The sequence below is a fragment of the Parabacteroides sp. CH2-D42-20 genome, assembly GCF_003670185.1.
GTDB classification, from domain to species: Bacteria; Bacteroidota; Bacteroidia; order Bacteroidales; family Tannerellaceae; genus Parabacteroides; species Parabacteroides distasonis.
Map to the genome: position 1 here is coordinate 23,837 of NZ_RAYG01000034.1, position 13,058 is coordinate 36,894.

A 13,058-nucleotide genomic window follows, 5' to 3' on the forward strand; every position below is an offset into this window, starting at 1 on the left:
AACAGTAAACCAATGATAACTTGGAATCAAACTCTAGAGATATGAATAGAAAGTCTTCTATACGAGCCATTTTACTCCGTAAGGAATGCCTTTTATTCTTTTTGCTACTATTGCCTATGTTTACAAAGGCCCAATATAATAAGGTATATGCGGATATCACCGCGAATATGCTGGTCGATATGGGTTTTGAGAATGTTGTCTGGTCGGAAGACGAGAAGGAGAGAGTGTATGTCTTGGAGAATACCCCTTGGCGTTTGCAGGGTGTGGGACTGGCCCATGCCATAGACCGCATCCAGAAAACAGGCTTGCCGGAGAAGGGCAAATCCTGCCGTATCGTCGTATTGGATAATAACATACCGCAGATCTCATTGATCTATACGGCAAATCCGGACAGCTTGAAGGCGGCTCCCGGCTCCTATGCGGCCCGTTCCGCCTGGGATGCTACTTACGATCTGGGCGATAGCTGGGATAAGGTGAAGAAAGAGTACCGTATGAATAGCTCCTTATTTAAAGTAGACGTGGTGGTTTATCCGGAGTTGTATCTGAAGAACCTCATTATCACGCAAATATACCAAGTGTTATTCAACCTCTCGCCTGCGATCGAGGTCTCTTTCTGGAATGGGATGAAGCTGACGGCGCAGATGGTGTTTCCTATATATAATGATGGATATGGTCCTTGGGCGGGTAAGATTCACCCGGGCATGGTTACCCTTTCCCAATCTTTTCGTTTACCTTATCGTACGTTCGCCAGAGCCAGTATCGGTTTGTTCAATGCGGATCGTTATGGCGTGGATTTAGCGGTAACCCATCATTTGAAGGATGAACGTTTTTCTTTGGAAGGACGTATTGGTTGTACGGGTACGGGATCTTGGCAAAAGTTTGAATATCATTATGGAACTCACCAACGGGTGACATGGTCGCTGGGAGGTAGTTTCTACTGGCCAAAATACAATACGCAAGTCTCCTTGAAAGCCGAGCAATACTTACTGGGTGAGATCGGAGGACGGATTGACTTGATCCGCCATTTTCGCTATTGTTCGATAGGATTTTATGCGATGAAGGCGCAAGGTGCTTTGAAAAACGGCGGTTTCCGGTTTCAAGTGGCTCTTCCTCCTTATAAATATAAACGTAAGAATGTGCGGGTGCTTCCTTCTGACAACTGGGGTATGTCTTACAACGCCGGTAATGAACGCTATTATTATAAGGGGTATAAAGCCTCGCCGAATGATAACATCATGCAACAGAATCAATTCAACCCGTACTTTATAAAGTCGGAATTACTCAATTTTTAAATAGTTTTATTATGAGAACAATTACAAAGTTACAGACCTTATTGGTCTTGTTCCTTACGACAGCCATGGTATGTTTCATGGGCTGTAAGGATGACGATGATGATGTGCCTACTCCGGATGGTGGTGGCACTGTTGCCACCTATGCGATTAGTGGTACGGTCATGGATGCCAGCAACAACCCGATGGCTGGCGTTAGCGTAGCTCTTTCTGGAGCTCAATCTCTTAGTGCTACGACGGGTTCTGATGGAACGTACTCTTTCGACTTGAAAAGCACACCAGGCTCTTACAAAATCGCCTTTAAGTCGGAAGGCTATGCAGACAGAAGCTATGATGTGGATGTGAAGAAGATCGAATCGGGTGTTGGACAGTATGTAGTAAACGCCGTCATGGTAAAGGGCACGACTCCCGATACTCCGAAAGAGTATAAGAAGGCGAAGTACAATCTTTCCGTATCGATCGAGGATGTTGTGGGAAAAGCTATCTCTACTTCCAGCCTTTCTGTTGTCGTAAAATACGGGGATAAAGAGATCGCTAAAGAGAATAAACCTAATTTTAAGGTCTCTGATGTGACTCCCGGTATCTACGACGTAGTAGCTACAGCTTCCGGATATACTAAAGCCGTGGCTAAGGTTGTCGTTTCAGCCGTTCCGGATCAAGAAAAGAAAGAGGGCGAAGGTGATACATTCGACGTTGAGTATCCAGCTATTATCGTGATGAATGTCGCTCCTTCTATTCCAGTAGACCCGGATGATCCTTCTAAGCCGACAGATCCTTCTGACCCGTCTGATCCTTCCAAGCCAACAGACCCGTCTGATCCTTCCGATCCTTCCAAACCGACAGATCCGTCAAAAGCGACTTATATCGTATCTGGTATAATAACAGACCTATCTACGGGCGCAGACATCAAAACAGCGGAAGTCACATTGATGTTAGGAAGTGAAGAGTTATTTATTTCTAAGAATGAGAGTGAGTTCTCTTTCAATATCGCATCATCAAAGGTTACGGAGGATGCTCAATTTATCTTGAGTGTTAAAGCCGCAGGTTATACGAGCTACTCTCGTACGATCATCTTTAAGGTCGGTCAGAGTATGAACTATGTATTTCCTATCACATTGAACCCTATAGGTACAGGTGGAAATACGGAGATTGATTTTTCTAAATATGGTGTTCAGGTTCCGGAAAAAGAAGCGGAAAAAGTAGCGGATGAGATTAAGAATGCGATTAACGCAGGCGGAACCGAAGAGGTTAAGGTGTCTGGTGTCACTTATGTGGATGAGAATAATGTTGAGCAAAAAGTAGACGTTGTCATTCCTGCTAATGTCTTAGATAACTATAAAGGTGCGGATAATGAGGTTCAAGCTCCAGTTATTAAGGTCTTGAATCAAAGTGATGCTGAGAAATTGACAGAATCGATAGGAGTGATTGAAAGTACGACCGCTGATGGTATAAAAGAGAAAGATGAGGTAAGTTTGGTCGCGGAAAGTGGTAAGCCTGTCGTTATCGTTATGCCGGCAAGTAGTAATCAAACATTGGTGATCGAACGTGATATGTCTGCGGAAGCTCTGCAATCCAATAATGTGACTTCTGATGCTGGTGCGGTAGCCAGTGTAAGCCGTGTATATAAAGGCGAGCCTAGCGGTACGGTATTCTCTCCGGCTTTGAAGATCTCGTTCGACGCTCCGAAGGATTTGGTTTCTTCTACACAGCCTATGGCATTGTTATATGCGACCACAGGCATAGATAATAAGGAGATCATGAAGATTGATCCTACGGCGGACCCTGTTTATATCAATGGTACTGGTGCGGAAATGTCTGTCGCTCACTTCTCTAAGTTTGCCGCAGGTTTTGAGTTGGCATTAGCGGAAACTGAAGATATCAGTACTGATACTACAATCGTAGAAAAGGTTGTTGACTACTGTTCTGATGGTAAGGCAGGAAACATTCCTGTAGTTGTTACAACTACAAATGCTTATGTTGGAGAAAACTTGCAGGATCTAGTCGGAAAATCTAACGTAGATGGTCAAGTCGCTAAGAATGCGGTTTATAACCGAATCTCTAATCGTTTGCAAGCTGATGGTTATCAGATTGGTACCCAAACATCATTGACTACATCCGTTCCTACGGAAGCTGATCGTACGGTCGCTTCTATGAGCTTGAAGAAGACATATACTACAAATACGTATGTATTTAAGTTTATGACAAAGGGTAAGAAGGTGGAAGAGATTCAGGTTGTAGCTAAAAAACTTATCAAGATAGAAGGTACTCCTGTTTACAAGCAATCCCACGGTCACGGACATGGTGATGGCAATAACGCCGGTGGCGGTATCATCATCCCGGATTAATGCTTGATATTTGAAGCTTGATTAAATAATGTTGAGCCGGAAGTTTATAAGTAAACAAAGAAAAATGAAGAAATTACTCTTATTGATCATATTCTTAAGTTGCTGGACGATACTTCCGGCTCAATTATCTTATGGCACGACAGGGCTATTGCATGCCCCGTCCGCCGATATGCAAAAGGACAAGACCGTGATGCTTGGCGGAAACTTCTTGCATCAAGAGCTTACGCCTCCCAAGTTTAATTTTAATACGTGGAATTATTATTTGAACGTGACGATCTTCCCGTTCCTGGAAGTAGCGTATACTTGTACGCTGTTTACGGCCGAGAGCCTTGGATTGGATAAGCATGGCTATTCCGGATTCACGAACCAAGATCGTTATTTCTCCGCCCGCTTACGTGTGTTGAAAGAAAGCAAATACATCCCCGCTGTCGTGCTGGGGACTTCGGACCCTTTTACGTCATCCGGGCATAAATTCGCTTCGGCTACGGGAAACGGCTATTTCTGCCGTTATTATCTGGCCGCTACCAAACATTTTCAGCTGGGAAGGGAAACCTTAGGTGTTCATTTATCCTATCTGTATAACCGCCGTGAGGATTATCCCTTGAACGGTGTAGCGGGAGGTATCACCTACAATCCTTCATTCGCCCCACATTTGAACGTCATAGCCGAATACGATTCGAAAGACTTCGCTATGGGAGCCACTTACCTACTATTCAATCATATACATTTTCAATTTGAATTGCAGCGAATGAAATATTTCTCCGGTGGACTATGCTATAAGATTTATTTGAGATAAAAAGAGGTTCAGCCTTTGTCCGTTTTTAATCCGCTTGGAGGCGAACGGTTAGGCTGAACCTTTTTATATCTTGTTACGCTGTCGCGCTAGCCATATCTACGGCTTTATTCCCCGATGAAATTCTTGCGTATAAGCTCGGCAGATTTGTATTCCTCTTCCAGATACGTCTCAATATGCCGTTTCTTCTTATCCTCTAATATCTCGTTAATAGCGATTAAGATACCCGTTTCCTCCACCTCTCCAAACTCATGGTTGATCGCTGTGCCGAATACACGCATCTTAGGCGACAAGCTCATGTAAGCATTTACCAAAGGAGGCACGTTGATGCCGAATTTACGAACCTCTTGGTTCAATACCTTGTAGTTATCCTTGAAATTATCGTGAGGGAAAAGAGATCTCATCTTCTCTACATCCATATTAGTCTCCAAAGGATATACCGGAGTGATCAGTTGGTCTGCGTCCGGGAAATGCAATCCGAGGAAGTATAAGATCATATTACGGGCCTCTTGGTTGTACGTATTGTACATAGTCACCTTCCCGAAATAATACCGCAAGCTCGGATCAACCACGGATAAAGCCCCCAATCCATCCCACAGGTTATCCAACACGAACAAGCCTTTCGCCCCGGAACGGGTGGATTGATACTCCAGAGCCACGAACGAGCGTCCCAACTCTACCGTATAAGGAAGGATCTCCTTGATAAATTTCTCTGAGAAATTAAACAAGTGCGAGGTCGCCAAGATCGGTTTACCATTCTCGTCGAACTTAACGTCCGAACCGCAAAGGAAACGGTATCCCCCCAAGATCTGCTCATCTTCCGGGCTCCAGACAATCAACTGGCGGTAAGCGTCTTCCATCGTGTCATACTCATCGATATCCACAGGGAATCCCGTGCCACCCCCGTAATAACGGAAAGCGACCTCCCGCAGACGCCCTATCTCTTGCATGACATTGGGTGAGTCGTGCGCCGTGACGATATAAATCTCATTCTTCGATTTATTGGTACTTCTCAACCTCTTCTCTTTGGTCAATTCAGCCTTCAGTAGTGCCCTGTCTATGGGATTGATAATGTCTTGCATATGTTTCGTCTGTTAATCCTTGAGTTTGTAAACCTTGTTTTTTATCCACTCGGCCCATTCGGCGGGTTTCTTGCTATTGTCGAATGTCTGCCAAGGGATAGGCTTCCCGAAATGAATCCGGAAGGTCTTATGTTTGCTCCGGAACATCTCGTCCGGTAAATAAATCATCTCATAATTCATCTTTATACCCAGCGCCTTGCGTATCCGGGCGAGGTTGTAGAAGAAATTGGAATTCTTCCCGTCGAAATAGACCGGTACGATATCCCGCTTGTATTGCACCGCCTTCTGGATGAACGATTTCTTCCACTCCAAGTCTTGTATCTTGCCACCAATCTTGCGAGAGCATAATCCAGCGGGGAAAGTGATGATCTGGTCGTCCGAGGCAAAAGCCTCCTCCAGCATCCGTGCGTTGTCCTTTCCTTGGGTGCCGTGTTTGTTGATCGGTACAAAGATGGATTTTAGATTGGAGAGATAAAGTAATAAATCATTGACCGGATACTTGATGCGGCCTTCGAACCGGGAACCGATAACGGCGGAGAGACAGATACCGTCCAATCCTCCGAGCGGATGGTTGGAGGCGAAGATATAGCGGCCTTCGGTCGGGATGTTCTCCGCATGTACCAGATCGAGGGTAAGGTCAAAATAGCCGATAAGCTCACGCATGAAATCTACCCCTTCCTTATCGTGGTAACGGGTTAATATATCATTCAGTTCCTCTTGATGAACCGTGCGAATCAAATAGTCCACGATAAATCCCGGAATCTTGCGTGACGCCTTGGGCGCCTTTTGTGCCAATACTTGCTTAATATCTATCTTTGTCACACCTTGTTTTGCCATCTATATAAGCTTGTCAAGGGGCAAAGATAAAGTTAATAATTAAAACGAGAGAGGTTTGAGTGAAGTTTTTGCTTTTTCGCCAGCTATCTTGGCCTTTTCCCCTTGATCTTTTAGCCGCTACCATTAGGGAGGTTAGTCCCCGGGAGCTTGACTATCGGTTATCTAACGGCTGTTGGACGATCATGCACCAACTGTTAGAAGATCATCTACCAACTGTTGCATGATCATCCAACGGCCGTTAGAAGATGAAGGTGAAAGGAAGAATTGGTTAACGGATACCGGTGAAAAGCGTAAGAGATAAGGACGAAAAGACGAAAGATTAACGACCTGTTGATAACTTTTTCCTACTTTTCTTATATAAATGTTGGCGGGTAATTTTGGAAATGTGTACTTTTACCCACCGATAAGGCATGTGCGTGCGTATCAAAGGAGTACGGCGCTTGATTTTAAGAGGAAGTTTAACGTAAGAACGACGAATGGAAGAAAAAGATAGTTGCTATCATGTACCGGTAATGCTGCGGGAAAGTCTGGAGGGATTGGATATCCGTCCAGACGGGATTTACGTGGATGTTACGTTTGGCGGTGGAGGACATTCCCGCGAGATCTTGAAACGGTTGGGTAGCGAGGGCGAACTTTACGGCTTTGACCAAGATGCGGACGCCGAGCATAATGTCCCGGCAGACCCACGATTCACTTTCGTGCGCAGTAATTTCCGTTATTTGTATAATTTTATGCGTTACTACGGAGAAAGTGGGGAGGTGGACGGCCTGTTGGCGGATTTAGGTGTCTCTTCCCATCATTTCGACGATAAGGATCGCGGTTTCTCTTTCCGTTTCGACGGGACGTTGGATATGCGGATGAATACGCGTGCGGGGCAGACCGCCGCCGATATCGTGAATAATTATACGGCGGAGGCGTTGGCCGATGTGTTTTATCTATATGGCGAGCTGAAGGTGTCACGGAAATTAGCCTCTGTGCTGGTGAAAGCTCGTGAGACAAAGAAGATAGAGACGATCGGAGACTTCTTGGAGGTGATCAAGCCGTTTACGGGAAAGGACAAAGAGAAGAAATTCTTGGCGCAAGTCTTTCAGGCGCTTCGTATCGAGGTGAACGATGAGATGAGGGCGCTGAAAGAGATGCTGCGGAGTACCTTGCGGGTGTTGAGACCGGGAGGACGATTGGTGGTTATCACGTATCACTCCTTGGAAGATCGTCTGGTAAAGAACTTTTTGAAGACCGGAAACTTCGAGGGGAAATGCGAGCAGGATTTCTTCGGGAACGTACGATCGCCTTTCCGCTTGGTCAATAATAAGGTAATCGTCCCGACCGACGAGGAGGTGGAGCGGAATCCCCGTTCCCGGAGCGCCAAGTTGAGAATCGCTGAGAAGGTATAAGGAGAAATAGATATGGAAGAAAACGGACAACATAAGAAAACGAGGAAGAAGGAGAAGCGTCTTTCGTTCTGGTATATACTCGGTGGCGGCGTGCTGAAAGAGGATTTTATCTTGAGGCATACGCGCATGATCGTGTTACTTGTCGTGTTGGCGTTTTTCTTTATCGGTAACCGGTATACTTGTATGCAAAAGCTGCGTGAGATCGACCGGTTGCAACAGCAATTGAGGGATGTGCGTTTCGAGGCGTTGTCGATCTCATCCGAGTTGACCGGCAATAGCCGCCAATCGCAAATCGAGTTGCTGATCGAGGAGCAAGGTATTGATCTGGAGGGTGCGAAAACCCCTCCTTATGAGTTATATAAGTGAGATAAGGTGTAAATAGGTATGTCTGAAGAAAACGAACCGAAAGAAATAGAGCCTAAAAGTAGCCGGATTTTATTCTGTTACTTCGTAGTCGTGCTGTTGCTGGGGCTTGTGGCCGTAGGAATCCTGTTCTGCGCCTTTGATACAGCCTTCGTGGAGAGGGATAAATGGATGAAGGTAGCCGAGAGCCAGAAACGACCAAACCGTTTGGTGCTGCCCGGACGTGGCAATATCTATTCGTCGGACGGTAAGTTGATGGCTACCAGCGTGCCTCGTTATTATATGTATATCGACTTTAAGGCGGATGCGTATGCTCCGGCTAAGGATGCCAAGTATAATTGGCTGGATACGTTCAAGACGTCCAAGAAGGATGGGGTGGACTCGTTGGCGTTTTATCTTTCCCGTAAATTGAAGGATCGTACGCCGGCGGGCTATAAGGCTTATCTGCTGAAAGGGCTGAGCGGTAAGAGTCGCCAGTTCCCGATTTATGCGGGGAAGGTCTCGTATTCGGACTTGAAGGAGATCCGTAAGTTCCCGTTCCTTCGTCTGGGACGTTATAAGAGCGGTTTTTATACGAAGGAGATGGTACAGCGCCAGAAACCTTTCGGGACCTTGGCGTCTCGTACGATCGGTGATATCTACGGAGAGATCGAGGAGGGTGGTACTACGAAGGGGAAGAATGGATTGGAGTTGCAATACGATTCGCTCCTGCGGGGGCAGGCCGGGTTGAGTTCCGTTCGTCGTGTCGGTGGAGGCTGGACGAACGTGATTGAGGTGGACCCGGTGGATGGCATGGATATCCGTACCACGATCGATATTAATATACAGGATATAACCGAGAAATCGTTGGTCGATAAATTGAAGGCGATCGATGCCGAGTCCGGTACGGCTGTCGTGATGGAGGTCGAGACCGGAGAGATCAAGGCGATCACGAATATGGGGCGTATCCGTGAGGGCGTATATGGCGAGACGAAGAATCATGCCGTAGCGGACGAGATCGAGCCGGGTTCTACTTTCAAGGTGGCCTCTATCATGGTGGCCTTGGAGGATGGTTTATGCAATCCGGGAGATACGGTCGATGTCGGCAATGGTATATATATGTATAAGGGGGCCCGCATGACGGACCATAATATGAATAAAGGTGGATACGGCCGGATCTCGGTGGAGCAGGCGATTTGGTATTCCTCCAATATCGGTGTGGCCAAGACGATCCTGAAAGGTTATTCGGATAACCCGACGAAGTTTGTGGAGGGACTGTACCGTATCGGTATGAACGCGGATCTTCGTTTGGAGATACCGGGGGCGGGACGTGCCAAGATACGTCGTCCGGATGATACGACCCGTTATTGGTCCAAGACCACTTTGCCTTGGATGTCGTTCGGTTACGAGACGCAGGTACCGCCGATCAATACGTTGGCGTTCTTTAACGCGATTGCGAACAACGGGGAAATGGTTCGCCCGATGTTTACGAAAGAGATCTTACATAACGGCAAGACCGTGCAGAGTTTTTCCACGGAGGTGATCAACTCTTCGATCTGCTCGGATCATACACTGGCGTTGATAAAAGATATGTTGCTGGGAGTCGTGGAGAAAGGGACCGGTAAGGCGGTTCATTCGGATATTGTCCGGATCGCCGGAAAGACCGGTACGGCGCAGATCGCTACGGGCGGTGTCTACCGTACGAGCGGGCACCAAGTTTCTTTCTGTGGCTATTTCCCGGCCGATCATCCGAAGTATTCTTGTATCGTGGTGATCCGCCGTCCCCGTATTGGTTATCCTTCGGGCGGTACGATGTCGGGAGGCGTGGTGCGTGCGATCGCCGAGAAGATATACGCCAGCCATATGTCGTTCGATGTCCGGGATATGGAACGGGATTCGATGGCCGTGATGGTACCTCGTGTGAAAGGTGGCGATCTGAGGGCGGTAGAGGACGTATTAGATGAATTGGATATTAAGGCGGATACGGACAGTTTGGAGACAAAGTGGGTCGTAGCCTCCGCCGAGCAAGAAGAGAATAAGGTGAAATTAAGCGATCTGACGATTCGTGAGGGACTGGTACCCCGGGTAGTCGGCATGGGGGCTAAAGATGCGGTTTTCTTGTTGGAGCAAGCCGGTCTGCGTGTCTCTTTGTCGGGTGTCGGACGGGTCGTTTCGCAGAGTATTCAACCCGGACAGCGAGTGTCTAAGGGGCAGACCGTATTATTAACATTGAAATAGGTATGGAACTAAGGGATTTAATCGGTGCGTTGGAAGCTCCTATGTTGATGGGGGCGGATAATGTGGATATCACGAATATTCAATCAGACTCTCGTCGGGTGACGAAAGGGTCTTTGTTTGTCGCTGTGAGAGGTACGGCCGTGGATGGCCATGCCTATATGGACAGCGCCATAGAGAAGGGGGCTGTCGCTATCGTATGCGAGGAGGCTCCGTCCTATTTGGAGGGGAGATGCTCGTTTATCGTGGTGAAGGATTCGGCGGAGGCGTTGGGTCTTTTGGTTTCCCGCTGGTATGGTGATCCTTCCCGGAAATTGGTGTTGGTAGGCGTGACGGGTACGAACGGGAAGACTACGATCGCTACTTTATTATATGAGATGTTCCGGAAGATGGGACATAAGGTGGGATTGCTTTCCACGGTATGTAATTATATAGATGGCGAGGCGGTACCGACGGATCATACGACACCGGACCCGCTTACGCTTCATTCCTTGATGGCCCGGATGGTAGAGGCCGGATGTGAGTATGCTTTTATGGAGGTTAGCTCTCATTCGATCGATCAGCGGCGCATCAGCGGCCTGTCTTTCGACGGGGGGATTTTCACGAACTTGACCCGTGATCATTTGGACTATCATAAGACCGTGGAGAATTACTTGAAAGCGAAGAAGAAATTCTTCGATGACCTGCCTGCCGGGACTTTTGCCTTGACGAATGCCGATGATAAATCCGGCTTGGTGATGTTGCAGAATACGAAGGCGAAAAAGCTGACCTATTCCTTGCGTACCTTGGCCGATTTCAAGGGAAAGATATTGGAATCTCATTTCGATGGTACAGACTTGATCATTAACGGTCGGGAGGTTATGGTGCATTTCGTGGGACGTTTCAACGCTTATAACTTGCTGGCCGTGTACGGAGCCGCGGTTTCTTTGGGGAAAGATCCCGAGGAGGTGTTGATCGTGCTGAGCACGCTTCGCTCCGTATCCGGTCGCTTCGAGACGATCCAGTCTCCGCTCGGTTATACGGCGATCGTGGATTACGCTCACACGCCGGATGCCTTGATGAATGTACTGAATGGCATTCATGAGGTATTGGACGGGAAAGGACGTATCATTACCGTCGTGGGTGCCGGGGGAAACCGGGACAAGGGGAAACGCCCGCTGATGGCGAAAGAGGCTGTCAAGCTGAGCGATCAGGTAATTCTGACTTCCGATAACCCGCGCTTTGAGGAACCGGATGATATTATTAACGATATGGTAGCCGGATTGACGAAAATGGATATGGAACGTGCCTTATGTATCACGGACCGTACGCAAGCGATCAAGACCGCTACGATGTTGGCGAAGAAAGGGGATGTGATCCTTGTTGCCGGAAAAGGCCACGAAGACTATCAGGAGATCAAGGGGGTGAAATATCACTTTGACGACCGTGAGAAGTTACGCGAGATTTTTTCGACACAACAATCATAATATTTAAGACGACATGCTTTATTATCTTTTTAATTATTTGGATCAGTTGGATTTCCCGGGAGCGGGTATGTTTAAGTACGTATCTTTCCGCTCGGGGTTGGCCTTGATCTTGTCCTTGTTTATCTCTACGGCGATCGGCCGGCGTATCATCGATAAGTTGCAAATGTTGCAGATCGGCGAGACGGTGAGAAATCTTGGGCTGGAGGGCCAGATGAGCAAGAAGGGAACGCCGACGATGGGAGGTATTATCATTATTATCGCTATATTGATCCCGACTTTACTGTGTGCCAAGCTGAATAATATCTATGTGATATTGATGTTGGTGACTACGGTCTGGCTGGGTGCCTTGGGATTCGCGGATGATTATATCAAGGTGTTCAAGAAGAATAAGGAGGGCATGCACGGACGTTTCAAGATCGTCGGGCAGGTAGGACTGGGCCTGATCGTTGGCTTGGTATTGTTCATGAGTCCGGATGTGGTGATCAAGGAGAATATGGAGGTGCGCCATGATAACGTGATCGAGGAGGTGCGTTATCATACGGTGGAGACCAAGTCGACAAAGACGACCATCCCGTTCTTGAAAAACAATAATTTCGATTACGCCAATTTGGTGAACTGGGCGGGCGATTATAAGGAGGAGGCCGCGTGGCTGGTGTTCGTGCTGATGGTGATCTTTGTGGTGACTGCCGTGTCGAACGGAGCCAATATGACGGATGGATTGGACGGCTTGGCTGCCGGGACATCGGCGATCATCGGGGTGGCGCTCGGTATTTTGGCCTATATGTCATCCCACTTTGAGTTCGCCTCGTTCTTGAATATCATGTTTATACCCGGCGCGGAGGAGTTGGTGGTTTATGCCGCTGCCTTTATCGGTGCCACGGTCGGTTTCTTATGGTACAACTCGTATCCGGCCCAAGTATTTATGGGAGATACGGGGAGCTTGACCTTGGGAGGTATTATCGCTGTTTTCGCGATCATCATCCGTAAGGAGTTGTTGATTCCGATCCTTTGCGGTATTTTCTTGGTGGAGAATATATCGGTCATGTTGCAAGTGGCCTACTTTAAATATACGAAGAAGAAGTATGGGGAAGGTCGCCGTATCTTCAAGATGGCTCCTTTACACCATCATTTCCAGAAGCCGGGAAACGCGGGTATACAGGCGTTGATCCAAAAGCCGTTCAATGTCGTGCCTGAATCGAAGATCGTGGTCCGTTTCTGGTTGATCGGTATTATTTTGGCTGTTATGACGATAGTTACGTTAAAGATGAGATAAAA

At 47.4% G+C, this 13,058-nt stretch carries 10 protein-coding genes; 8 read left to right on the forward strand and 2 right to left on the reverse strand.

Annotated features, from left to right (window positions below):
• Nucleotides 1-41 precede the first annotated feature (41 nt).
• From D7V92_RS18325 to D7V92_RS18335, 3 genes are all read left to right on the forward strand, one after another.
• On the forward strand, nt 42-1,292 hold the full coding sequence (locus D7V92_RS18325; RefSeq protein WP_121773465.1) for a hypothetical protein: 1,251 nt from the start codon (nt 42-44) through the stop codon (nt 1,290-1,292).
• Nucleotides 1,293-1,303: 11 nt separating this feature from the next.
• Nucleotides 1,304-3,634: a carboxypeptidase-like regulatory domain-containing protein gene (locus D7V92_RS18330; RefSeq protein ID WP_008773840.1), complete on the forward strand. Its 2,331-nt coding sequence runs from the start codon at nt 1,304-1,306 to the stop codon at nt 3,632-3,634.
• Nucleotides 3,635-3,698: 64 nt separating this feature from the next.
• Nucleotides 3,699-4,430: a YjbH domain-containing protein gene (locus tag D7V92_RS18335; RefSeq protein ID WP_121773466.1), complete on the forward strand. Its 732-nt coding sequence runs from the start codon at nt 3,699-3,701 to the stop codon at nt 4,428-4,430.
• Nucleotides 4,431-4,534: 104 nt separating this feature from the next.
• On the opposite strand, the gene D7V92_RS18340 is transcribed toward D7V92_RS18335, so the two are convergent.
• Both D7V92_RS18340 and D7V92_RS18345 read right to left on the reverse strand, forming a co-directional pair.
• On the reverse strand, nt 4,535-5,509 hold the full coding sequence (locus tag D7V92_RS18340) for a GNAT family N-acetyltransferase (RefSeq protein ID WP_005866962.1): 975 nt from the start codon (nt 5,507-5,509) through the stop codon (nt 4,535-4,537).
• Nucleotides 5,510-5,521: 12 nt separating this feature from the next.
• Entirely contained in the window at nt 5,522-6,346 is an 825-nt protein-coding gene (locus D7V92_RS18345; protein WP_005866963.1) for a 1-acyl-sn-glycerol-3-phosphate acyltransferase, read from the reverse strand.
• Nucleotides 6,347-6,822: 476 nt separating this feature from the next.
• On the opposite strand from D7V92_RS18345, the gene rsmH reads away from it, so the two are divergent.
• Genes rsmH through mraY form a run of 5 tightly spaced genes read left to right on the forward strand, consistent with a single transcriptional unit; the run spans nt 6,823 to nt 13,056 of the window.
• On the forward strand, nt 6,823-7,740 hold the full coding sequence (gene rsmH, locus D7V92_RS18350; protein WP_005861358.1) for a 16S rRNA (cytosine(1402)-N(4))-methyltransferase RsmH: 918 nt from the start codon (nt 6,823-6,825) through the stop codon (nt 7,738-7,740).
• Nucleotides 7,741-7,752: 12 nt separating this feature from the next.
• Nucleotides 7,753-8,106 (forward strand): FtsL-like putative cell division protein, encoded by a 354-nt coding sequence (locus D7V92_RS18355; protein WP_005861360.1) that lies wholly within the window; start codon nt 7,753-7,755, stop codon nt 8,104-8,106.
• An 18-nt stretch (nt 8,107-8,124) separates the two neighbouring features.
• Nucleotides 8,125-10,320 carry a penicillin-binding protein gene (locus D7V92_RS18360; RefSeq protein WP_121773467.1) on the forward strand — a complete coding sequence of 732 codons (2,196 nt, stop codon included), beginning with the start codon at nt 8,125-8,127 and terminating at the stop codon, nt 10,318-10,320.
• 2 nt (nt 10,321-10,322) lie between these two features.
• Nucleotides 10,323-11,783, forward strand: coding sequence for a UDP-N-acetylmuramoyl-L-alanyl-D-glutamate--2,6-diaminopimelate ligase (locus D7V92_RS18365; protein ID WP_121773468.1), 1,461 nt, complete (start codon nt 10,323-10,325; stop codon nt 11,781-11,783).
• A gap of 13 nt (nt 11,784-11,796) precedes the next feature.
• Entirely contained in the window at nt 11,797-13,056 is a 1,260-nt protein-coding gene (gene mraY, locus D7V92_RS18370; protein ID WP_005861367.1) for a phospho-N-acetylmuramoyl-pentapeptide-transferase, read from the forward strand.
• The last annotated feature ends 2 nt before the right edge of the window (nt 13,057-13,058 follow it).

Excerpts from the sequence above, each read along its gene's own strand:
- rsmH (WP_005861358.1), top strand. The coding sequence starts at position 6,823 with ATGGAAGAAAAAGATAGTTGCTATCATGTACCGGTAATGCTGCGGGAA.
- D7V92_RS18335 (WP_121773466.1), top strand. The coding sequence starts at position 3,699 with ATGAAGAAATTACTCTTATTGATCATATTCTTAAGTTGCTGGACGATA.
- D7V92_RS18325 (WP_121773465.1), top strand. The coding sequence starts at position 42 with ATGAATAGAAAGTCTTCTATACGAGCCATTTTACTCCGTAAGGAATGC.
- D7V92_RS18360 (WP_121773467.1), top strand. The coding sequence starts at position 8,125 with ATGTCTGAAGAAAACGAACCGAAAGAAATAGAGCCTAAAAGTAGCCGG.
- D7V92_RS18355 (WP_005861360.1), top strand. The coding sequence starts at position 7,753 with ATGGAAGAAAACGGACAACATAAGAAAACGAGGAAGAAGGAGAAGCGT.
- D7V92_RS18345 (WP_005866963.1), bottom strand. The coding sequence starts at position 6,346 with ATGGCAAAACAAGGTGTGACAAAGATAGATATTAAGCAAGTATTGGCA.
- D7V92_RS18340 (WP_005866962.1), bottom strand. The coding sequence starts at position 5,509 with ATGCAAGACATTATCAATCCCATAGACAGGGCACTACTGAAGGCTGAA.
- D7V92_RS18365 (WP_121773468.1), top strand. The coding sequence starts at position 10,323 with ATGGAACTAAGGGATTTAATCGGTGCGTTGGAAGCTCCTATGTTGATG.
- mraY (WP_005861367.1), top strand. The coding sequence starts at position 11,797 with ATGCTTTATTATCTTTTTAATTATTTGGATCAGTTGGATTTCCCGGGA.
- D7V92_RS18330 (WP_008773840.1), top strand. The coding sequence starts at position 1,304 with ATGAGAACAATTACAAAGTTACAGACCTTATTGGTCTTGTTCCTTACG.